The 20,116-nt window shown below is 65.3% G+C and carries 22 protein-coding genes; 4 read left to right on the top strand and 18 right to left on the bottom strand.

Annotated elements, in window-relative coordinates; translation table 11 throughout:
- Window positions 1-44: 44 nt before the first annotated feature.
- Both selD and mnmH read left to right on the top strand, forming a co-directional pair.
- Window positions 45-1,079, top strand: coding sequence for a selenide, water dikinase SelD (gene selD, locus PSEEN_RS04605; protein ID WP_011532321.1), 1,035 nt, complete (start codon window positions 45-47; stop codon window positions 1,077-1,079).
- Window positions 1,079-2,194 carry a tRNA 2-selenouridine(34) synthase MnmH gene (gene mnmH / locus PSEEN_RS04600; RefSeq protein WP_011532320.1) on the top strand — a complete coding sequence of 372 codons (1,116 nt, stop codon included), beginning with the start codon at window positions 1,079-1,081 and terminating at the stop codon, window positions 2,192-2,194. Before selD ends, mnmH begins: the two co-directional genes overlap by 1 nt.
- 103 nt (window positions 2,195-2,297) lie before the next feature.
- Here mnmH and PSEEN_RS04595 read toward each other — a convergent pair whose 3' ends face one another.
- Entirely contained in the window at window positions 2,298-2,684 is a 387-nt protein-coding gene (locus PSEEN_RS04595; RefSeq protein ID WP_011532319.1) for a lysozyme inhibitor LprI family protein, read from the bottom strand.
- Between the two features lie 144 nt (window positions 2,685-2,828).
- Between PSEEN_RS04595 and PSEEN_RS04590 the strand changes: the two genes are divergently transcribed.
- Window positions 2,829-3,296 carry a DMT family transporter gene (locus tag PSEEN_RS04590; RefSeq protein WP_011532318.1) on the top strand — a complete coding sequence of 156 codons (468 nt, stop codon included), beginning with the start codon at window positions 2,829-2,831 and terminating at the stop codon, window positions 3,294-3,296.
- 321 nt (window positions 3,297-3,617) lie between these two features.
- Here PSEEN_RS04590 and PSEEN_RS04585 read toward each other — a convergent pair whose 3' ends face one another.
- The 15 genes from PSEEN_RS04585 to PSEEN_RS04515 all read right to left on the bottom strand — a co-directional run bounded on the left by PSEEN_RS04585 (window position 3,618) and on the right by PSEEN_RS04515 (window position 17,868).
- Window positions 3,618-4,157, bottom strand: coding sequence for a hypothetical protein (locus PSEEN_RS04585; RefSeq protein ID WP_044487715.1), 540 nt, complete (start codon window positions 4,155-4,157; stop codon window positions 3,618-3,620).
- Between the two features lie 98 nt (window positions 4,158-4,255).
- A complete protein-coding gene (locus PSEEN_RS04580; RefSeq protein WP_044487713.1) occupies window positions 4,256-4,801 on the bottom strand; it encodes a hypothetical protein in 546 nt (181 codons plus the stop codon).
- A gap of 51 nt (window positions 4,802-4,852) precedes the next feature.
- A complete protein-coding gene (locus PSEEN_RS04575) occupies window positions 4,853-5,416 on the bottom strand; it encodes a GNAT family N-acetyltransferase (protein ID WP_011532315.1) in 564 nt (187 codons plus the stop codon).
- An 87-nt stretch (window positions 5,417-5,503) separates the two neighbouring features.
- A complete protein-coding gene (locus tag PSEEN_RS04570) occupies window positions 5,504-6,916 on the bottom strand; it encodes a pyridoxal phosphate-dependent decarboxylase family protein (RefSeq protein WP_158020230.1) in 1,413 nt (470 codons plus the stop codon).
- Window positions 6,917-7,039: 123 nt separating this feature from the next.
- Window positions 7,040-7,876 carry an ABC transporter substrate-binding protein gene (locus PSEEN_RS04565; protein ID WP_011532313.1) on the bottom strand — a complete coding sequence of 279 codons (837 nt, stop codon included), beginning with the start codon at window positions 7,874-7,876 and terminating at the stop codon, window positions 7,040-7,042.
- On the bottom strand, window positions 7,873-9,876 hold the full coding sequence (locus tag PSEEN_RS04560) for a class I tRNA ligase family protein (RefSeq protein WP_044487711.1): 2,004 nt from the start codon (window positions 9,874-9,876) through the stop codon (window positions 7,873-7,875). Before PSEEN_RS04560 ends, PSEEN_RS04565 begins: the two co-directional genes overlap by 4 nt.
- A gap of 11 nt (window positions 9,877-9,887) precedes the next feature.
- The gene (locus PSEEN_RS04555; RefSeq protein ID WP_011532311.1) at window positions 9,888-10,958 is read right to left on the bottom strand and encodes an NAD(P)/FAD-dependent oxidoreductase; all 1,071 of its coding nucleotides are present in this window, start codon (window positions 10,956-10,958) and stop codon (window positions 9,888-9,890) included.
- On the bottom strand, window positions 10,942-12,261 hold the full coding sequence (locus PSEEN_RS04550) for a lysine N(6)-hydroxylase/L-ornithine N(5)-oxygenase family protein (protein ID WP_011532310.1): 1,320 nt from the start codon (window positions 12,259-12,261) through the stop codon (window positions 10,942-10,944). Before PSEEN_RS04550 ends, PSEEN_RS04555 begins: the two co-directional genes overlap by 17 nt.
- Window positions 12,262-12,368: 107 nt before the next feature.
- Entirely contained in the window at window positions 12,369-13,364 is a 996-nt protein-coding gene (locus PSEEN_RS04545; RefSeq protein ID WP_011532309.1) for a hypothetical protein, read from the bottom strand.
- A complete protein-coding gene (locus PSEEN_RS04540) occupies window positions 13,364-14,089 on the bottom strand; it encodes an SDR family oxidoreductase (RefSeq protein WP_011532308.1) in 726 nt (241 codons plus the stop codon). Before PSEEN_RS04540 ends, PSEEN_RS04545 begins: the two co-directional genes overlap by 1 nt.
- A gap of 26 nt (window positions 14,090-14,115) precedes the next feature.
- Window positions 14,116-14,817 carry an SDR family oxidoreductase gene (locus tag PSEEN_RS04535; RefSeq protein WP_011532307.1) on the bottom strand — a complete coding sequence of 234 codons (702 nt, stop codon included), beginning with the start codon at window positions 14,815-14,817 and terminating at the stop codon, window positions 14,116-14,118.
- Window positions 14,814-15,536: an HAD family hydrolase gene (locus PSEEN_RS04530; RefSeq protein WP_011532306.1), complete on the bottom strand. Its 723-nt coding sequence runs from the start codon at window positions 15,534-15,536 to the stop codon at window positions 14,814-14,816. The genes PSEEN_RS04535 and PSEEN_RS04530 overlap by 4 nt, the downstream gene beginning before the upstream one ends.
- Window positions 15,537-15,542: 6 nt before the next feature.
- Complete coding sequence (locus PSEEN_RS04525) at window positions 15,543-16,565, bottom strand: beta/alpha barrel domain-containing protein (RefSeq protein WP_011532305.1); 1,023 nt, start codon at window positions 16,563-16,565, stop codon at window positions 15,543-15,545.
- Window positions 16,562-16,942 carry an L-rhamnose mutarotase gene (locus PSEEN_RS04520; RefSeq protein ID WP_011532304.1) on the bottom strand — a complete coding sequence of 127 codons (381 nt, stop codon included), beginning with the start codon at window positions 16,940-16,942 and terminating at the stop codon, window positions 16,562-16,564. Before PSEEN_RS04520 ends, PSEEN_RS04525 begins: the two co-directional genes overlap by 4 nt.
- Before the next feature lie 14 nt (window positions 16,943-16,956).
- Complete coding sequence (locus PSEEN_RS04515) at window positions 16,957-17,868, bottom strand: dihydrodipicolinate synthase family protein (RefSeq protein ID WP_011532303.1); 912 nt, start codon at window positions 17,866-17,868, stop codon at window positions 16,957-16,959.
- A gap of 1,203 nt (window positions 17,869-19,071) precedes the next feature.
- Here PSEEN_RS04515 and PSEEN_RS04510 point away from each other — a divergent pair.
- Window positions 19,072-19,389 (top strand): hypothetical protein, encoded by a 318-nt coding sequence (locus PSEEN_RS04510; RefSeq protein WP_011532301.1) that lies wholly within the window; start codon window positions 19,072-19,074, stop codon window positions 19,387-19,389.
- A 144-nt stretch (window positions 19,390-19,533) separates the two neighbouring features.
- On the opposite strand, the gene PSEEN_RS04505 is transcribed toward PSEEN_RS04510, so the two are convergent.
- Together PSEEN_RS04505 and PSEEN_RS04500 are read right to left on the bottom strand one after the other, a co-directional pair.
- Window positions 19,534-19,785, bottom strand: coding sequence for a DUF3077 domain-containing protein (locus PSEEN_RS04505; protein ID WP_011532300.1), 252 nt, complete (start codon window positions 19,783-19,785; stop codon window positions 19,534-19,536).
- On the bottom strand, window positions 19,782-19,949 hold the full coding sequence (locus PSEEN_RS04500) for a hypothetical protein (protein WP_158020227.1): 168 nt from the start codon (window positions 19,947-19,949) through the stop codon (window positions 19,782-19,784). Before PSEEN_RS04500 ends, PSEEN_RS04505 begins: the two co-directional genes overlap by 4 nt.
- Between the last annotated feature and the right edge of the window lie 167 nt (window positions 19,950-20,116).

Below are 20,116 nucleotides of genomic sequence, written 5' to 3'. Positions count from 1 at the left end.
GCCAGCTTTGCTACAATCGCCCATCACGAAAATCCGAGGTGCGTATGAGCGAGCCGATTCGTCTGACACAGTACAGCCACGGCGCTGGCTGCGGCTGCAAGATTTCCCCGAAAGTGCTGGATGTGATCCTCGCCGAAAGCGGCACCCAGGCACTCGACCCCAAGCTGTGGGTGGGCAACGCCTCGCGCGACGACGCCGCGGTCTACGCCCTGGATGACGAGCGCGGGGTGGTCTCTACCACCGACTTCTTCATGCCCATCGTCGACGACCCGTACGACTTCGGCCGCATCGCCGCCACCAACGCCATCAGCGACATCTATGCCATGGGCGGCGACCCGCTGATGGCCATCGCCATCCTCGGCTGGCCGGTCAATGTGCTGCCGCCGGAGGTTGCCCGCGAGGTGATCCGTGGCGGCCGTGCAGTGTGCGCCGAAGCTGGCATCCCCCTGGCGGGCGGGCACTCCATCGACGCCCCCGAACCAATCTTCGGCCTGGCCGTGACCGGCGTGGTGAGCAAGCGCCACCTCAAGCGCAACGACACCGCCAGCGTCGGCTGCAAGCTCTACCTGACCAAGCCGCTGGGCATCGGCATCCTCACCACTGCCGAGAAGAAGGCCAAGCTGCGCGAGCAGGACCAGGGCCTGGCCCGCGACTGGATGTGCACCCTCAACACCCCCGGCAGCCGCTTTGGCAAGCTCGACGGCGTGGCCGCGATGACCGACGTCACCGGCTTCGGCCTGCTCGGCCACCTGGTCGAAGTCGCCGAAGGCAGCGGCCTGACCGCGCGCCTTGAGTTCGATGCCGTGCCACGCCTGCCCAGCGTCGACTACTACCTGGCCGAGGGCTGTATCCCCGGCGGTACCCTGCGCAACTTCGACAGCTACGGCCACAAGCTCGGTGCCCTGACCGACGACCAGAAACACCTGCTGTGCGACCCGCAGACCAGCGGTGGCCTGCTGGTGGCGGTCACCCCGGAGGGCGAGGCCGAATTCCTCGCCGTGGCAAAAGAACTGGGCCTGGCCCTTGCGCCGATCGGCGCGCTGGTCGAGCGACAGAGCCACGCGGTCGAGGTGATCTGATGCGCCCCGACTGCACCGATTTCAACACGCTGTTCCTCGACGACGTGCCCATGATGGACATGCGCGCGCCGATCGAATTCACCAAGGGCGCCTTCCCCGGCGTCGTCAACCTGCCGCTGATGAACGACCAGGAGCGGCAGAAGGTCGGCACCTGCTTCAAGCAGCAGGGCCAGTCCGCCGCCATCGCCCTGGGCCATCAACTAGTCAACGGCGCGCTCAAGCAGCAGCGCCTGGAGGCCTGGGCGGCCTTCGCCCAGGCCCATCCCGACGGTTACCTCTACTGCTTCCGGGGCGGGCTGCGTTCGCAGATCGTTCAGGGTTGGCTCAAGGAGGCTGGCATCCAGTACCCGAAGGTGGTCGGTGGCTACAAGGCCATGCGCACGTTCCTGCTGGACACCACGCAACAGGCGGTCGAGCAGTGCGACTTCGTGCTGCTGGGGGGCCTGACCGGTACCGGCAAGACCGACGTGCTGCAGCAGCTGGACAACGTGTTGGACCTCGAAGGCCACGCCAACCACCGTGGCTCGAGCTTCGGCAAACGCGCCACTGCGCAACCGGCGCAGATCGATTTCGAGAACGGCTTGGCCATCGACATGCTGAAGAAGCGTGCACGGGGCATCGGGCAATTCGTGCTGGAGGACGAAGGGCGCATCGTCGGTAGCTGCACGGTGCCGCTGGGGCTGTACCAGGGGATGCAACGCTATCCGCTGGTGTGGTTGGAGGATGCTTTCGACAACCGCGTCGAGCGCATCCTGCGCGACTACGTGACCAACCTGTGCGCCGAGTTCGTTGCGGTGCATGGCGAAGAGGACGGCCGTCGACTGTTCGCCGAGCGCATGCGCCAGAGCATGGCCAATATCTACAAGCGCCTGGGTGGCGAACGCTTCCAGCGCTTGTCCGAGCTGCTGGGGCAGGCGTTGGACGAGCAGCTGCGCAGCGGCGATGTCAGCCTGCACCGTGGCTGGATCGAGGGGTTGCTCAAGGAGTATTACGACCCGATGTATGCCTACCAGCGCGAGGCCAAGGCGGGGCGGATCGAGTTTGCCGGGGATGGGGTGGAGGTGCGGGAGTACCTCAAGGCTAGGGCACGCCGCCAGCACCGCGTCGACTTGTAGGAGCGGCTTCAGCCGCGATGCAGGCAACACGGTGCCAGGCACCCGCTTCGCGGGTGATCGCGGCTAAAGCCGCTCCTACAGGTTGGGGTAGGGATAGCCCCGATCACTGACCGGGGCTGAGCACCCGCTCCAGCTCCGCGGCCCGGTCCTTGCTCATGTCCATCAGGCACATCGCGCCTTCGATGCGGTAGAGGCTGCCGTTGCTCAGCGTGCCGTGGAATGCGCAGTTGCCGTCGCGGTACTTCACCCAGCTGCGCTGCACCTCGCGCAGATCCTTCTGCTGCTGAGGTTCAAGTTTGCTCATCAATTGCTTGTACACCCGGTTGAGCCGATCGTCCTGCAGCTTGGTTTCGGCCTGGATGCAGGCGCCCATGGCCAGGGTGCTGGAGGCCTTGTCCATGCATTGGGTGTAGGTGGGCGAATAGTCGTCGGCCTGGGCGCCGGCCATGGCCAGCAGGGCGGCGGCGCCGATCAGGTGATGCTTGAACATGGCTCTTCCTTATCGCGGGGAACGCCGCACAGCCTAGCACTGCAACGCTATCCATCACACGAATACAGCCTGTACGGTATTCGAATTTCCATCATCCAAGTGGATGACCGAGACTCGGGCCAGGTACTGAACAGGAGTCATCCCATGCCCGCTACCCTCTTTGCCGCCCTGCCCTTGCTCGTGGCCTTGCTGGCCGGTGCCGCCGTGCCGTTCCAGGCAGGCAGCAATGCCGCCCTTGGGCGCCTTCTGGGTCATCCGCTGTGGGCGGCGGGGGTGTCACTGCTGGTCAGCCTGCTGATGCTGGTGCCGGCCCTGCTGCTGATGCGCGCGCCCGTGCCGCAGGTGCAGCAGCTGGCGAACGCACCGTGGTGGGCCTGGTTCGGCGGCGTCGCCGGGGTGCTCTACATTACCGCCGCGCTGGTGCTCACGCCGCGCCTGGGGGCGGCGGGGTTCATCGTCTGCGTGATTGCCGGGCAGGTGCTGTCGTCGCTGCTGATCGACCAGTTCGGCTTGATGGGGTTGCCGGAGCGGCCGGTGAACCTGGCGCGCCTGGCGGGGGTGGGGCTGATCGTGGTGGGGATGCTGGTGGTGCAATGGGGGACGGCGCGCTGAGCCGGTTGCGCCGCAAGCACTGTGGGTGCAACTGTCTAGCAGAGTATTTGTAGTTTACGTTTGCCCCGTGGGAGCGGCCTTGCGTCGCGAAAGGGCCGCAAAGCGGCCCCAGCGATCATTGCATCGAATCGGGGATCCTGGGGCCGCTGCGCAGCCCTTTCGCGACGCAAGGCCGCTCCCACAAAGACCGCGCAAGGCTTGAGGTGGGCATGGTCGGTACAGGGACCGCGACAACCTCAAGAACGGCACCGCACCTGTAGGAGCCGGCTTTGCCGGCGAAGAGGCCGGTGCCGTCAAGGAATTTGCCACGCCTGACCACGGTCACAACGCCCGCGGCTGCTCCGGCGGCGCGATCACCTTGTGCGGCTCGAAACGCAGCGAGGGCATCTGGGTGCCGACATACAGCGCCGTGCCCAACGCCGCGATCAACACCACATCCAGCCAGCGCCAGCCCGGCACGTCAGCGGCCGTACGTGCTTTCCAGCACCACCAGGCCTGCCCTACGCAGAACAGCACGAACGCCAGTAACCACAGGTAGAAGCCTGCACCGAATCCGATCACATCCTGGAAGGCGTAGCTCTGGTTGTCTGGCAATCGAGTGATGCCGAAGCTGCTGGCCGCCAGATACAGCGCCAGCAGGCCGAACATGAGCGCCAGCCGACGGAAGCGCCGATGGGCAAGGATTGCCAGCGCCAGCAGCGGGTTGGCGAACCACTGGTACAGCCCGAAGGCGATGCCCCAGGGGCCGTACAGCAGCATCTGCAACGCCGGCATGTGCCGCCCGGCGCCCATCAGGGCACCATCGAAGGCCAGGCTCAGCAGGTACAGGGCCAGGCTGGTGGTCAGGTAGAAAGCGGGCAAGTGAGGCACCTGGTGGAAGCGGGACAAGGTGCGACCTTAACCCAGCCCCCCCTGGCTTTCCAAACCCGATGAAGGCCCTGCTGCAGGTACCAAGGCCTTCACGATCCGTGCGCCTCGGCCTGCTCGATCGCCTCGGCATGACTGGTCGGCTGGACGCGCAGGCTCGGCATCTGCGTCCCCGCATAGATCGTCGCCACCAGGGCCACGATCAGCACGCCATCGAACCAGCGCAAGCGCGGTACATCCATTGCCGAGTGCACCTTCCGGCACCACCAGGCCTGCCCCAGGCAGAACACCAGGATCGCCAGCGTCCACAGATAGTACCCGGCGCCAAAGCCGGTCAGGGGCAGGAAGTCATAGCTGCGGTTGTCCGGCACCCGCTCGATGCCAAGGCAACTGAGCGCCAGGCCCAGCGCGATGACCCCGGCGCCGAGCGCCAGCCGGCGAAAACGCCGATGGGCGAGTACTGCCAGCCCCAACAGTGGGTTGGCGAACCACTGGTATTGCCCGAAAGCGATCCCCCAAGGGCCCATGAGGAGGACTTGCAGCGCCGGCATGTGCCCGTCGGCCCCCATCAGGATTGCGTCGAAACACAGGCACAGCAAGAACAGCAACAGCGTGGACGTTACATAGAAAGCAGGCAAAGCGAAGGCTCCATCCAACAGCAAAAAGCGCGTCCATGACGCAATCGGGCATCAGGCCACAGGCGGTTCGAGCAGCAACCCGTAGAGCCCCGAATCGGACAATTCCCCTGCCACGCACCAGCGCGCGCGCAAGGTGCCTTCGAGGACGAAGCCCTGACGCTCGAGGGTGCGCGCCGAACCCAGGTTGCGCGGGTCGATCTCCGCTTCAAGACGGCGCAGGTGCAGGGTATGAGCGAGGTAGTCGATGAAGCAGGTCAGGGCCTCGTCCATATAGCCGCGACCCTGGGCGGACTTGGCCAGGCAGTAGCCGATCTCGCCACGGCGCGAACCCTCCTCCAGGTTGAACAACTGGACCATGCCGATCAGCTCGCCGTTGTCGCGGCGGTACATGCCCAGCTTGAGCATCTGGCCGGCGGCATAGGCTTCACGGTCGGCGGCCAGGGCACTCTCGGCCTCGGCCAGGGTCTGCCAGGGGGCGTGGTACCAGTAACGCATCACTTCCGGGTCGGCCATGATGGTCAGCCACTGCTGCGCATCGCCATGGCGCATGGGGCGCAGCTGCAGGCGTGGGCTGTCGAGGCACAGGTCGCTGGGGAAACTGCGGGGGTGAGACACGCCGGGACTCCTGTCCGATTGTGAAGAAGATGACAGTCTAGCGTCAGTGCCGGGGCGGGCATAGCCGATGACGAAGACGCCCTCTGCTTACAACCCCGCCAACAAGCGATCGCAGCGCGCCTCGTCCAGGCCGGTGTTCATGATGCACAGGCGCATCACCGTTTCCCCCTGCCATCGCGTCGGCACCACGAGGGCAATGCCTTCGCGCAGGCAGTCCTGCGCCCAGGCGTCATACTCGGCCGCCTGCCAGCCACGACGCTTGAACAGGATCACGCTCAACCCCGATGCCTCGATCAGCTCCAGCCGTGGGTGCCGGGCGATGCGCAGGCGCAAGTTATCGGTCAGCGCCAGGATGCGTTCCAGGGTATGCCGGTAGGCGTCGCTGCCATGCACCACCAGCGAGAACCACAACGGCACGCCCCGCGCGCGGCGGGAAAGGTGAAACGCGTAGTGCATGGGGTTGAACTGTTGCGACTCGTTGATCTGGTCCAGGTAGGAGGCATCCTGGGTGAAGGCCGGCATGGCCTGTTGCGGCTGTGCATACAGCAGCGCACAGCAGTCATAGGGCACGAACAGGCCTTTGTGCGGGTCAATGATCAGCGAGTCGGCCAGTTCGATGCCCTGGAACTGCGGGCGCACCTGCGGGACGCAAAGAAACGCGCCACCGTAGGCGGCATCGACGTGGAACCAGATGCCCTGCTGACGCGCGATGGTACCTACGCCTGGCAGGTCGTCGATCTGACCCGCGTTGGTCGAACCGGCCACCGCAACGATCGCCACGACCTGCTCCAGCCGGCCATCGGCGGCCAGTTCGCCCAGGGTTTGCGCCAGGCCCGCCGCCGTCATCCGCCCCTGTTCGTCACAAGCCACGCCGACCCTTTCAAGGTCCAGCAGCCCGGCACTGACGTCGATCGAGGCATGGGCGGCCAAGCCCGCCAGCACGAGCCCGCCGCGCCGCCCCGTGCGCTCGCGGTAGCGCTGCCGGGCGGCCGCCAGCGCGGAGAAGTTGCCGGCTGTTCCGCCACTGACGAAACAGCCGCCCGCCTCGCCCGGCAGCTGCGCCAGGTCGGCCAGCCAGCGCAAGGCCTGGTTCTCGGCCCAGATCAGCCCGGCGCCCCCCAGCCAGCCGGAGCCGATCATGCCAGTGGTCGACAGCAGCCCGTCCATCAGCGCGGCGGCCGGGGTCGGCGCGGAACCTATATAGGCGAGGTAGCCAGGATGGTCGGTGGGCACGCCCTGTTGTGCCAGCAGGCTGCCGAACACATCGAGCGCGGCCGGCAGCCCCAGGCCGGCCTCGCTGATGGAATGGCCAACGCGCTGTTCGACGGCGCGGCTGATGGCCGACGCTTCGTCCGGGGCCGACAGCTCGCCCCGTGGTCGGCTCAGCGCCTGGCGCAGCGCTTCCAGCATCAGGTCGATATCGGCGGTGGCAAGGTTGCCCTCGCCGATGGCAGGTAGAAGCCGTGGCGGGTCCATGGTGATTGGTTTGCGCATTTGCATGTTCAAAGTGTCCTGCTGGGTGAGGGTCCAGGCCGACTGCCTCTGTAGGAGCGGCTTTAGCCGCGATGCAGGCACCGCGGTGCATGGCACCCGCATTGCGGGTGATCGCGGCTGAAGCCGCTCCTACAATGGCCGGGCCAAATGCTGGGGCAATTCAATGGGGTATTCACGCCGCACCATGCGGTAGTCGGCATGCCGGTACTGGCGCTGGTCGAAGTCGGGGTGGGCGTCCAGGTAACCGTCCAGGTCGTGGCCGCCGGCCCGCGCCGCCTCGACCAGGCGCAGCGCCAGGCCCACGCACTCACCAAAGTCCGGCGTGGCGTGCGGGCACAACGTCACCACGCCGGTGCCCGCCAGCAGGCTGTCGAACTCGTCGATCAGGCAATCGTCGGGTACCAGGTAGACCGCGCCGGGCTGGGCGCGGCGCTGGATCTCCCGCGCCACCGCCACGTGCGAGCCCATCAGCCCGTGGACCACGGGCCCGGCACGCGACAGGCTAAACCCGCCCAACCCTTCGCCCAGTGCCCCGGCCAACCGCTCGCCATAGGCCCCGGGCTGCGCCCAAAGTGGCTCGACCTGCCCGGCATGCCGGGCGAGGTACTCGAGCATCACCACCACCTGCCGCTCCTCGCTGGCACAGAGGCGCCAGGCCCCCACGGCACGGCACAAGTCCGGCGCCGTGGCGGCGGGCAACAGCAGAGGCACGCCGGCCGCCTGGTAGAGGCGCCCGGCCGCCCGGGCACATTCGCTGTTGAAGTGGCCGATCACCACCTCCACGCCGGCATCGAGCAGGTAGCGCGCAGCCACCTGCGCCATGGCCGGGTCGGCACCGTCGTCGGCCCACAACAGCGGCAAGGTCGTGCCTTCGGCGGCTCGACGCAGCCACTGCCCATAGGCCGCGCGCGCGCCGCTCAGCGGCCCGACGATACCGACGGGGCGCAATGACGAGACCTGGCTCATCCCGCTCGGCCTGGCATCAGTTGCGCCAGTGCCTCTGGCGACAGCTTGGGCAGCGCCAGCGTGGCGCCCTGGGCCAGTACGTGGTTGCCGGCAAAGAACGTGCAGGCCTGGGCCGCGTCGTTGGCCTGTGCCTCGATGTTCAGCACCTCGTTCAGCTGGCGGCTCAGCCCCGGCATCAACGGGGTGGTGGCGTGAGCCAGCCAGCGCGCGGTGAGCGCCAGCAGCGCCACGGCGGTGCGCGCATGGTTGGACAAGGGCTGCCCGGGCGCCAGCAGGTGCTCCTGCGCCAGGCCGAAGCGCCACGCCCGGTCGATCACCTGGGCCACCTGCTCGGCCATGCGCCGTGGCGAGAAGGTCTGGGTCGCTGCCGCCTGCCGGTAGCCCGCCATCCACTGCATCAGTTCGCCGTGGTAGATCTTCTGGTCGCTGAGCCAGGCTCCCGATTCAGGCACCTGGCCCCCCTGCCGGGCGACGTGCTGCTGCAGGCGCTGCACCCAGTGGGTCAGCTTGTCGGCGAACAAGTCGTTGATCCGCTCGCAGACCTGGTCCACGGTGAAGTTGGTCCGCACCCCCTCGGGGCGGGTCAGCATCAACGCCATGCGGGCATAATCCGCCCCGGCCTCGGTGAGGAAGTCCTTGCCCCAGATCAGGTGCCGGCGGCTGGTGGAAAACTTGCTGCCGTTGAGGTCGAGCAGTTCATTGACCACATGGTGACGCGGCGGCGTCAGCCCCAGCGCCAGGTACACCGCCGGGAACAGCAGGGTGTGGTAGTAGGCATTGTCGAAACCGTAGCAGTGGACGATGTCCATGGCCCCCGCGTAACGCTGCGCGGCCCTGGCGACACGATCACCCTCGGCGCCCGGCAGTTCGCTGGCGGCCCACAGGTAACCGAAGGCCATCTCGAACCACACGTACACCACCTGGTCCTGCATCCCTGGCAGGCGATGGCGGATGCCCCAGTCGCTGCGGTGGCTGATGCAGATATCCGGCAGCCCTTGGCTGAGCATGGTGTGGCACAGCTGGTAGACGTGCGCCGGCATGTTTGCCGTCTGCACATAGCTGGCCAGCTCATCAGCCAACGCGCTCAGGCGGAAGAACAAGCGTGTCTCGATCTTCAGTTGCGGCTGCCGGCCATCCTGCTTGACCCGCGGCTGGGTCAGGTCGACGCACTGGTTCGGCTGGCCACAGGCCTCGCAGGCATTGCCATCGCTGCTCTCGCCACAATGCGGGCAACCGCCGTGGATGAAGGCTTCGTGCAGCGCGTTGCCCTGGTTGTCGACGAACACCGGGGTGTCCTTGGCGTAGATCAAACCCTGGTCGTACAAGCGTTGCAGGTAGTGGTGGACGAAGTCGGCATATTCACCCTGGTTGTCCGGGGTGATGAAAAAGTCCATGTCGATGCCGTAACCCTGCCAGGTCTCGCGGATCGCCTCGGCGTAATGGTCGGCGCACTCGCTGGGGCTGAAGCCTTCCCGGGCCGCGCAGGTCACCACGTAGGTCTGGTTGTCGTCGCGGCCGCTGCCGTAGAACACCTGCGCGCCCGCGCCAGCCAGCACACGCTTGAGCACGTCGCCGGCGATGTAGGGGCCCGACAGGTGCCCCAGGTGCAGGTCGCCATTAGGGGTAGGCGGGGTGGCGAAGATCAGCGTGTCGAGCACCGGCTCCGCTTCGGCCGGGTTCATCTGCCCGGCATCCCAGTACAGCGAGTGGAACTGCAACGGCTCGCTGGCGCTCAGGTTGCGAATGGTATGGGGCTCGAAACGCTGGCAATGCACCGCATCACCGGCGTGCACTTCGAGCACTTCCTGGGCGGTGCGCACCAGGCCGTGGCCCGCGGTGAAGACGAACAGCTCGTCCTCGAAGTGGTTGTGCGGCTGGCTCTCCTGGCCCGGTGCCAGCGTGCAGCCCATCAGGTTGATATTGGTGCCTTCAAGATCAACGGCACGCGAGTCGACGTTGTAGAAGCGCTTGGCCGGCGCGAACATGCTGATTTTTTTCATTGTTCTGGTCTCTATCCTTGAGTGATCACACGGGCAACACGCATGGCGGCGTAAGGCGCCATCTTGAAGCCACCGCCACTGAAGCCCGACGCCACCTGCACACCGCCGGGCAACCCGGGCTGCTCGCCGAGCAGGGCGATGGGCTGAGCGCTGTAGCAGTCGCTGTGGCACAGCGCGCCTTCGGCACTGGCCGTGCGTAGCCAGGGGAAGCGCCGCTCGCCACGTTCACGGGTCAGTTGCGCATGGGCCGGGCTGGCCGCGGCATAGGCCTGGCTGGCCGGCACTCGCAGGCCGGTGGGGGTGCCCACGTAGAAGCCACCGGTCAGCGGGCACCAGCGCCCATTGAGGTCGTTGACGTCATCGATGAAACACGGCGCGGTGGCCAGCGCGGCAGGGCCTTTGAAGCGGGTGACCTGGATGTGCTGGTTCCACAGGCCGAAGGCATCGCCAAAGTGGCGGGCGAGGAAGTCAGGGGTGCCATTGCCCATGGCCAGCACCACATGTTCGGCCTCGAAGACCCCGCTGGAAGTGTCCACGCCGGCCACCCGGCTGCCGCTGCCATCGACCCGCAGGCCATGCAAGGTGACCGCGTCTTGGTAGACACCGCCCAGCGTGATACCTGCCTTTACCAGGTACTCCAGGGTCGGCCTGGCGTCCATGTAACCCGAGCCAGGTTCGAGCAGCGCCAGCTCGGCGTTGATCGGCAACGCCGGGAAACGCGTGGCCAGCGCCTGGGCATCGAGCAGTTCGGCGCCGATGCCCTCCTCCGCCAGCCAACGGTGCATGCGGTCCAGGTCGGGCACTTCGGCGAAGTGCAGATAGCCCGTGCGAGCGAACGGCACCCGCCCCTGCGAGCCTGCGCTCAGTCGCTGGTAGAAGCGGTAACCCTCGGCCGCCGCGGCCGTGGCTTCGCGCGAGGCGTGGGTGACCCGCACGATGCAGCCCGACGCCCCTGTGATGCCACAGGCCAGTTGTTTCTCGTCGAGCAGCAGGCAGCGCTTGCCCGCCTGGCTCAGCACATGGAAGCAGGTCGCACCGACGATGCCTGCGCCCACGATGATCACATCAAACGGCTTTTTCATACTGCCTGTGCCTCAAGGTGGTCTTCAGGTCACCGACGATTTCGCCGGCACGGATGGCCATGTTGGAGATCAGCGTCGCGCTCAGCCCGTGGGAGCCTTCGGCGACACCGGTGGAATAGAGCAACGGCGCGGCCTCGCCCTTGAAGGCCAGGCGGTAATGGCGCGACAACTGCGCGCCGCCCTCCTCCTTGACCAGCCGCGACGCCAGCGGCGCGCACAGCAGGTCGGCGATGTTGCGTGGGCGAAAGCCCGTGGCGCACACCAGGTAGTCACAGTGGACCTGATGCGCCTCGCCGCTCAGCTGCCGGTCGAACGTCACCTGCAACCCGTTGCCCTGCACCTGCACCTTCTGGAACCGGCTCAGGCGCTCCAGGGTCAGGCGCTGCTGGCCGCTGACCTCGTCGTCGTACCATTGGCGGTAGAGCTTCTCGATCAGCGCCAGGTCGACCGCGGCGTAGTTGGTGGAGGCATGGGTACGCAGCACGTGCTTGCGCACATGGGCCGGCGCCGCATGGAAGCCGTCCACGGCCTCGGCATCGAAGATCTCGTTGACGAACGGGCTGTCGTCGGCGGGGGTGTAGCCGTAGCGGGCGTGAATCGCCGTTACCCGCAATGCCGGGTAGGTCTCGAGCAGGTACTCCACCGCCTCGGCGGCGCTCTGCCCGCCGCCGACCACCACGCAATGGCCGTCCGCCGGCAAGTCGGCGTCCTGCAGCCGCGCCAGCAGGTGGTGCACATGGGTGACGCGCTCGCCTGGCTGGACATCGTCCGGCATCTGCGGCTCCAGCCCCAGCGAATGCACCACCGAACGGGTCAGCAGCGAGGTGGTGGTATCGCCAACCTGCATCTCTACCCGGAACAGCGGCGCGCCGTCGTCTGCCACACCGCCTTCGGCGATGCGCAGTACCCGGTGGCCATAGAACACTTGCTCGCTGAACTCGGCCGCGCACCAGCTCAGGTAGTCATGGAACTCCACGCGCCCGGGGAAGAAGTCCTTCTTGTTGCAGAACGCCGCGATACGGCCCTTGCTGTGCAGGTAGTTGACGAAGGTGAAGTGGCTGCGCGGGTTGCGGAAGCTCACCAGGTCCTTGAGGAACGACACCTGCATGGTGGCGTTCTTGAACAGCATGCCTTTGTGCCAGGCAAAGCCCGGGGCGCTGTCGACGAAGGCCACCGACAGTTCCGGGGCCAACTCCTGCAGGGCGATGGCCAGCGAGATGTTCGACGGGCCGAAGCCAATGCCCACCACGTCATGTACCTTGCGCTCGCAAGGGCTTCTGGACACATCTGTTGCAAAACTCATGTGAACTCCCTTTCTACTGAATTTCAGGCTGAGCGGGGCCACGGGGTCGTCATCGCACGATGACGGCCCCGGGCGGTCCGGTTTGGGTGTTGCAAAGTGCCTGTGGGCTAGTCGAACTCGAACGCGTCGGCCAGGTTGAGCGCCTGCAGCCGGGCGATGTCCTCCTCCAGCACCGCCAGGCTGCGATGACGCAGGAACACGGTGCACCCGTAGGTGGTGCCATCGGTGGTCATCGCCATGTACTCGCCCAGCGGCGGCGCGACGAAGTAGTGGCTGAAACTGGCCAGGCCACGTACCTCACGGTCGAAGCGAAACGCTTTGACACGCCCCGGGCGGGTCACCACGAAGGAGTAGTCCGCCACGGGCTGCTCAGCGCCAGCGCCGATGCGCGGCAACTGGCGCCAGCTGTCCTCCTGGGAAGGCCAACCCCCCAACCGGCACAGCTCGGGCAGCGGCGTGCTGGCCAGGCGCGGCGACAGCTTGACCAGGCGCGGCCCGTGCTGGGTGACCACCACTTCGGCATGCAGCGGGCCGTGCAGCATGCCCAGCCCACTGGCCACGGCAGCCAGCCGTGGCACCAGCCCGTCGGGCAGCCGGGACGTGGGCAGGCTGGTGACGGCGGTGAGAATCCTGCGGCCCTCCAGGTCCAGGGTGTAGCAGTGCCAGGCATCGCTGACGATGAACTGGCCCTGGGCGAACACGCCATTGATGAACAGCGGCTCGCCCGGCTCGTGCTCATGCAGCAGGAACGGCCCCGATACGCCCTGCATCGCCCCCGCCAGCGCCGGCGCATCGATGCCACCGAGCCCAAGCAGCAATGCCGAGCCTCGCGAGGCTGGCGAGATCGACGGGCGCACCACCCAGGTCCGCCCGGCATCGCCCGGCAATGCGTCCAACGACATCAGCGACTGCCCACTGAAAGCCAGGCCTGGATCGATCTGGCTGACAGCGCGATGCTGCGCGCATTTGTCGTAGAACACCGCCGGATCGCAATCGGCGCTGAAGTAGCCCGCGGCGATGTTGGCGGCCATGACTTGGCGCAGTTGCTGGTCATCGGCCGCCAACTGATACGCCGCTGGCGCCTGGGCGTTGGCCGCACGCATCACGTCAAGTCCTGCCGGGTCGGGCCACGGAAATGCACCGCGTCGATATGGCAGCTGCGTGGCTGGGCGAGCACGAAGCGCATGGTTTCCCAGATGGAGCGCCCGTTGAGCAACCGGCCTGCCGGGTCGACGGTTTCATCGAGGCTGGTCACCTCGAAATCGGGCGGGTAGAAACCGGTGACCCGGATGCCTTCCGCCGCCAGGTGATGGGTCATGTTCTGGCAGAAGCCGCTCATGCCATGCTTGGCCGCGAAGAACGCCGGGTGGGCGATGGAGTTGGTAAACTGCGGCACGCCGCACACCGAGACCATCGCCATGATGTCCGCCGCGCCGGAGCGGCGCAGGCTGGGCAGCAGGGCCCGGGTCAGGGTGATCGAGCCGGTCAGCCCGGAATTGATGGTGCTGACGATCTCTTCATCGCTGTCACCCTCGCCCAGCGGCCCTTCGAGCCATTGCGCGGCACTGAGCACCAGGATATCCACCGGCCGCTCGTCGGCCTGCAACTGCTCGGCGAACGCACGCACCGAGCGGGCGTCGGCGATGTCGCAGGCATAGGCACGGGCCGAGCCGCCTTCGCCCTGGATGATCTCGCAGGTGGCCCGGGCGCTGTCCAGCTGGCGCGCACACAGGTCCACATGGGCGCCCTCGCGGGCCAGCCAGACCGAAACCGCCTGGCCGAAATCACGGCCACCGCCGGTGACCACTACACGTTTGTTCTTCAGCATTGTCTGCTTCCCTGTCATGAAATCCGTCAACAGCCGGGGTGCGGCACCGTGCGGCTGCCCGAGAGCTTTTGCCCATGGAGCTGGTCAACGATGTAGTCCGCCGCATGCTCGGCCCACAGTCCTGGGGCGATGTACTGCGTATGGTCATCTGGCAGGCACTGGGCGAGCATCTTGGTGTTCACCCCATTGCCCGGGTCCAGCGCCACCGCATGCAAGCCCTCCGGCAGGTCGGCGCTGAGCGAGCCGATCAGCCCCTCCACCGCGAATTTGCTGGCGCAGTACGGGCCAAGCCCCCAGGACGCCGAGCGCCCCCAGCCGGAGCTGATGGCAACGAACAGGCCCTGGCCACGGTCGAGCATCGCCGGCAGGAAGGCGTGCAGCGTGTTGACCACGCCCAGCACATTGACCTCCATCACCTGCGCCCATTCTTCCTGGCTGATTTCCCAGGCCGGCTTGCGCGCATTGATCACCCCGGCGTTGCACACCACGATATCCATCGCCCCCTCGCGGCCTGCCGCCTCGGCGAAGCGCCGCATGTCCTCGGGCACCGCCACCGAGGCGCTGAACAGCGCCGGGTTGGCCTGGGCCGCCGGCGCGGCGTCGGCCGACAGCTGGCAGCCGAACACCTGGTGGCCGCGGGCGGCCAGCGCCTGGCTCAAGGCCAGCCCCAGGCCACGGCTCACACCGGTGATGGCGATGCGCAGCGGCCGCTGCGTGGTTGTGTTCATGATTCCTCCTTGATCGTCTGGTTGCTCACGCAAAAGCGCGATACAGCGTTGTCCGCCAGCAGGTTGGGCACCTCGCCACCCCAGTGGCCCTCCGGCCAGCTCGCGCTGAGGGCCGAGCGGGCGATCAGCGCATGCCCGCTGACGAAGATGAACGGCACCTTGCAGGCGATGGCGGCTTCGGCGTCGGCGCTGGCATCGCCGAGGAACACGGCTTGCGCGGCGCTGCAGTCATACTGCTCGAGCAGCGCATTGATGGCCGCGATCTTGGTCACCGGCGAACCCACCACCCGTGCCAGCAGCCGGTCCATCCCGCACTCGGCCAGCGCGGCATTGATCTCCGCCTCCACGCCGCCGCTGACCACCGTGCAGATGACCCCACGGGCCGCCAGCCGCGCTAGCAGATGTGGTGCACCGGCCACTGCCGGCGAATGCCGATAGTGCGCTTGCAGGTACTGCTCGTAGCGGTCGATGCTGGCCGCCACGAAGTCCTCCTCCTGGGCCACCCCGACCAAGCGCTGGAAGGCCTCGAAGTGCCAGCGCCGCGGGCGGCCGAAATTGAGCCGGAAGCTCTCCTTGCAACGCTCGCGCAGCACCGCCGGGTAGGCGGCCAGGGCGTGATCGACCGCGGCCAGCTTCACCCCGTTGGAGTCGAGCAGCACACCGTCGCAGTCGAAGAACACCAATTTGCAGTCCGCCAGCAGTTCACCGAGCTTGACCATGTTCGTTCACCGGTAGTGGCTGAGAATGCCCGCGTCGAACTTGTGCGCCCCGGCATGCCCGGCGATCTTGCCGAGGATGTCGATACGCTCAAGGCCGGTCAGCGGCGTGCCTTCGAACAACCGCTGGGCGTAGGTCGGATGCACGTTGTGCCTGGCCTGGCTGCGGTAGGTGGGCGAGTAACCCCAGTTCGCCGTGAGCCTGAGCGGTTCGATGTGCTCCGCCAGGAACGCCTCGCACTCAGCCATTTCCCGCGTCCCCGATTTGAGCAGGCCGAGGGTTTCGGTCGGCGCGTTGCCGGCCCCCCGCCCGATCCCGGCGAATGTGCCGTCGGCATGGCGGGCGCCGGCATCCAGCGCTGCCTGGGTGTTGGCCACCGCCAGGCCATAGTTGTCGTGGGCATGGAAGCCCAGCGGCAACGGGGTCAGCTCGCGCGCCCGGCTGAACAGGCGATGGACCTGCTCCGGCAGCATGCGCCCGAAGCTGTCGGCGAAATACAGCGCCGTGACCGGCTCGACGGCCAGCGCAGGCAGGTCCTGGGCCAGTTGCTCCGGCGTCAGCTCGGCGGCCTGCATCAGGTTGATCATCACCGCCAGCTCCTGCCCTGCCAGCGCCTTGGCCAGCGCCAGGCTGCCCGCGAGCTGGCTGCTCATGGCCGCGATGCGCAGGATGGCGATGGGGAACGGCGAACGCCGGATCGCCGCCATGATCACCTCGGCGGCAGCCTGCGCCGGCTGATCGAGGATGCGCCAGGCATCGATCATCACCGCCGCGCGCATCGGCCCCAGGTCGACCTGTTGGCGCTGCACGTCGCTGAGCGACTCGGGCAATGCCTTGAACGACCCGAGGTGGCTGACCCCAGCGGCGGGGTCCAGGTTCAGGTAGCCCATCTCGACAATGTCCACGCCGGTGGCCTGGCACATACCGAAATAGCGCCCGACCATGGCATCGGAAAACCGCCAGTCGGTCTGGAACCCGCCATCACGGAAGGTGCAATCCATCAACACGAATGACTGTGTTTGCCCGGTCATTTTTGCTGGCCCGCCGTTTCAAGTGTCCAGTCGTACACCTGCTCCAGGCGCCACCAGTTGAGGTCGGTGCGGTTACCTTCGATGCGTTTGAGCAGCGGGTTGTCGTCACCGTGCATGCGGTCGTCCCAGGCCTGGATCACCGGGTGTACCGACAAGGCGTGGGTAAAGTCGCGCAGCGGGTCGAACTGATCGTGGGCTTCGACTTGCATGAACAACGTGCGTGGCGGCAACAAGTAGATCGACATACGCTGCAAACCGATTTCACGCAGTACGCCGTGTTCACCGGAAATTTGCACGGGAACATCACGGTGCATGGCTTTATACAGTTCGGCGGCTTCGAGGCTGGTCAATTCAATGGAGAAACCAATACGTTTCATGAGTAACTTCCTTATTACTGGGTCACGAATTCGAAAAGTTGGTCGTAGACTTTTTCAACTTCATTCAGGGTTTCCACATCCATGGTGAAATCCACGGGTGGGCGGATCAAGGTATTGCTCATCAAGCGGCGGCGTTTAAGCAGGTGTTTCGACAACTGCAAGTAACAGTCGATACTCGCCATCATGTGGCACATCAGGTAGGACAGCGGGTAGGCGATGGCCCGGGCGGTGCGCTCGTCGCCGGCCTGTAGTGCGCGCCACAGGGCCACGGTGATCTCGGCGATCTCGGTGGCCGGGATCACCCCCGCCAGGCCGCGCTGGTAGGTATCGACCAGCATCATGCCGCCGTCGCCCTCGAAGATCCGCGCCTGGCCGCCGGTGGCGTCGCGCAGCAGCGAAACCTTGGGCGCGGTGGGCGCGGACTCGGGCTTGAACTGCACCTTCTGCGGGCCGAACGCCTTGAGCAGGCGGGCCTGCACGTCGATCGACAGCGGCCGCTTGGCCAGCGACTTGGCGTGGTGCACCAGCACCGGTATCTGCACGCTTTCGACGACATTGGCGAAGTAGGTGTACATCTGCTCGTCATCGAGCGCCCACATCGACGGGTGCATCACCAGCAGCGCATCGCAGCCGGCCTGCTCGGCCTGGCGCGAATATTCGATGGCCTGGGCGATGCTCTCGCCACCGGTGCTCATGATGGCCAGGCCCTTGTCGCCGGTCTGTTCGGCGATCAGTTCGGCCACGCGGAAGCGTTCGGTGGTGGTCAGCCGCGAGACCTCGGAAATCTGCCCGATGACCACGCCGTCGCAGCCGGTGTGCAGGATGTGTTCGACCTGCAGGCGCAGGGCCGAGGTATCCAGGGAGAGGTCGTTGTTGTAAGGCAGGATGGCGACCGGAAGGACACCTTGGATGGGGAGTTGCGTCATGCCTGATATTCCTTATCAAAGTTTGACGTTAACAACTAGCAGACTCGCTACTTACACCACGCCCACCCTCTAAGACGGCACATACGCCCTCTATTTTTGGCAAGCATGCCTGGCGACCCGCAACAAGGCGGATACGTCTGAAAGTGTTAAGCGCAAGGCGCCGACTTTATTCGTAAAAGTCGGGTGTTCAACTACGGACTTATTCGGGCGTGCGGGGTGTCCGCGCAACTTTCTCACTAGTCACTTGGTGCACGCCGAAGTCGGGGGCAAGTAAATGGCCGGGGGATTTTTTTGTCGATCCAGCATTTGTATCAAAATAATACAAATATGAATTTACAAAGACACACACGTTTAAACTGTTTTCTATATTTCAGTTTGTTTCAGAGATGTAACTAAATTTGAATATTTCTATGCCCGCAAAAGCGCCGTACTAGAGCGCTTGAAAAGAAAGGTCTCGCGCAAGGTATGCATTTGAAGCCCAAGGGCAATGACAGTTCTGCTGATTGAATGAATCCAAAGGGCCTGAAATTCACCTTTGCACTTCATCCATTTGGCTATGTGAAGAAAAGTTCGCCGTCAGTAGGGGCTTGACGTGCTTGAAGTTGGGCGGCTGGCCCACTCTCGTGCCGGCTGGCATCTACGGTTGAACGCGGTACCTGTAGGAGCGGATTCATCCGCGAAGCAGGCGCCGCGCTGTCTGGCACCGGCGTTGCCGGTGTTCGCCAGCAAAGCTGGCTCCTACGGTTGCGCGCGGTACCTGTGGGAACGGGTTTACCCGCGAAGCAGGCGCCGCGGTGCCTGGCACCGGCCTTGCCGGTGTTCGCCAGCAAAGCTGGCTCCTACGGTTGTGCGCGCTACCTGTAGGAGCGGATTCATCCGCGAAGCAGGCGCTGCGGTGTCTGGCACCGGCCTTGCCGGTGTTCGCCAGCAAAGCTGGCTCCTACAGTTACGCACGCTATCTGTAGGAGCGGATTCATCCGCGATGCTCCGCGCGGGCGGCGCTCGATCTCATAGACGCTGCAACGCTAACGCCCAACACCTTGAAAAGCCTGGTACCTGAAAATGTTTATGTCACACACCCACGTGTAGGCATGGAGAGACTTCCCACTAGGCAACGTCCGAGCGGGGCATCGGACCGGTCCGGCATACGCGAAGCAGACCATGGCTTAGGATCTTGTCGTTCGACGGGCAGGACTAACCCTTATGGCATCACTTGATCCTGGAATATTTTCTGAAATGGCGGTTGCCCTCACCGCGTTCGTCACGGTGGACATTGTCATTTCAATAATGCTCAGGCGTTACCTGGCACAGAGAGGTTTTTTCTGGGCGGGTGCCATTACCAGCTATCTCTACAACACCCAGATCGGCGCACTGTATCTCGACATGGCGCTCCACCGGCAGTTCCTACTGGTGTTTGACATCACAGAGCTGTACGAGTGGCTTTGGCCCGCCTCGTTGGTCTTCTGTTTCTTCATGGTGTTTTTCCACAGCTGGGCATTTTTCGGAGGCACGCAACGATAAACCATGGAAGCCTTCATTCACCTGATACTCGTGTTGATGGTGCTCTTCGCGCCTATCGCCTTGGTCACACTCCTAGCCATCCTGATCAGCCCTTATTGACCTTGCCTTATCGAGACTGCCCGGCAGTCTCGATAAGGGATGCGCTTACTTGCCCTTGCTCAGCCCCAACTCCATATCATCGATCAGCCCCTTGGCCAGCCCGCTGAAAATCCGCGCGGCGCTGCTGGCCATGAGGTCACCTTCCATCTCGGCCTCGGTGGTGAAATGCGCCACGCAGCCGAGCAGCATCGACAGGTCGCTGAAGGCGTGGTCAAAAGGGATGCCGGGCTGGATACGGAAGATCTCGAGGCAGGTGGTCGTGCCCTGGGTCGAGCCGGGCTTGAAGTCGTCGCTCATACCGGCGCCCCCTTGGCCCGGGCGTGGCGGACCAACGCGATGACCAGTTGAGCGAGGATTTCGGCGCTGTCCATCAGCACGTCCAGGCGTTCATCGCGTGGGCAGTGGGTGTAGGCGTGGATGGTGTCGCTGAGGGTGTGCATCAGCTTGTTGGCGTGGGCCACGGCTTCCTCGGGAGGGAGGTCGCTAATGATGGTGACAAAGGGGATTGGGTAAGGTGGGTCAGGTACATGCTTTTTCATCTGTGTTCTCTGTGTCAAAACCAAGAAAACACCGCCCGAATCCTTCTCACAGATGTGGGTGGCAGCCGTGCGCGAGGTGAGAAGTCCGC

It is taken from the genome of Pseudomonas entomophila L48 (assembly GCF_000026105.1).
Taxonomy (GTDB): Bacteria; Pseudomonadota; Gammaproteobacteria; order Pseudomonadales; family Pseudomonadaceae; genus Aquipseudomonas; species Aquipseudomonas entomophila.
The sequence above is the reverse complement of the archived record's forward strand: the minus strand, read 5'-3'. Positions and strand labels throughout refer to the sequence as shown.

Bases quoted from the DNA above. Each gene is read 5' to 3' on its own strand.
- selD (WP_011532321.1), top strand. From the start codon at position 45: ATGAGCGAGCCGATTCGTCTGACACAGTACAGCCACGGCGCTGGCTGC.
- mnmH (WP_011532320.1), top strand. From the start codon at position 1,079: ATGCGCCCCGACTGCACCGATTTCAACACGCTGTTCCTCGACGACGTG.
- PSEEN_RS04595 (WP_011532319.1), bottom strand. From the start codon at position 2,684: ATGTTCAAGCATCACCTGATCGGCGCCGCCGCCCTGCTGGCCATGGCC.
- PSEEN_RS04590 (WP_011532318.1), top strand. From the start codon at position 2,829: ATGCCCGCTACCCTCTTTGCCGCCCTGCCCTTGCTCGTGGCCTTGCTG.
- PSEEN_RS04570 (WP_158020230.1), bottom strand. From the start codon at position 6,916: ATGCAAATGCGCAAACCAATCACCATGGACCCGCCACGGCTTCTACCT.
- PSEEN_RS04565 (WP_011532313.1), bottom strand. From the start codon at position 7,876: ATGAGCCAGGTCTCGTCATTGCGCCCCGTCGGTATCGTCGGGCCGCTG.
- PSEEN_RS04560 (WP_044487711.1), bottom strand. From the start codon at position 9,876: ATGAAAAAAATCAGCATGTTCGCGCCGGCCAAGCGCTTCTACAACGTC.
- PSEEN_RS04555 (WP_011532311.1), bottom strand. From the start codon at position 10,958: ATGAAAAAGCCGTTTGATGTGATCATCGTGGGCGCAGGCATCGTCGGT.
- PSEEN_RS04550 (WP_011532310.1), bottom strand. From the start codon at position 12,261: ATGAGTTTTGCAACAGATGTGTCCAGAAGCCCTTGCGAGCGCAAGGTA.
- PSEEN_RS04545 (WP_011532309.1), bottom strand. From the start codon at position 13,364: ATGCGTGCGGCCAACGCCCAGGCGCCAGCGGCGTATCAGTTGGCGGCC.
- PSEEN_RS04540 (WP_011532308.1), bottom strand. From the start codon at position 14,089: ATGCTGAAGAACAAACGTGTAGTGGTCACCGGCGGTGGCCGTGATTTC.
- PSEEN_RS04535 (WP_011532307.1), bottom strand. From the start codon at position 14,817: ATGAACACAACCACGCAGCGGCCGCTGCGCATCGCCATCACCGGTGTG.
- PSEEN_RS04530 (WP_011532306.1), bottom strand. From the start codon at position 15,536: ATGGTCAAGCTCGGTGAACTGCTGGCGGACTGCAAATTGGTGTTCTTC.
- PSEEN_RS04525 (WP_011532305.1), bottom strand. From the start codon at position 16,565: ATGACCGGGCAAACACAGTCATTCGTGTTGATGGATTGCACCTTCCGT.
- PSEEN_RS04520 (WP_011532304.1), bottom strand. From the start codon at position 16,942: ATGAAACGTATTGGTTTCTCCATTGAATTGACCAGCCTCGAAGCCGCC.
- PSEEN_RS04515 (WP_011532303.1), bottom strand. From the start codon at position 17,868: ATGACGCAACTCCCCATCCAAGGTGTCCTTCCGGTCGCCATCCTGCCT.
- PSEEN_RS04510 (WP_011532301.1), top strand. From the start codon at position 19,072: ATGGCATCACTTGATCCTGGAATATTTTCTGAAATGGCGGTTGCCCTC.
- PSEEN_RS04505 (WP_011532300.1), bottom strand. From the start codon at position 19,785: ATGAGCGACGACTTCAAGCCCGGCTCGACCCAGGGCACGACCACCTGC.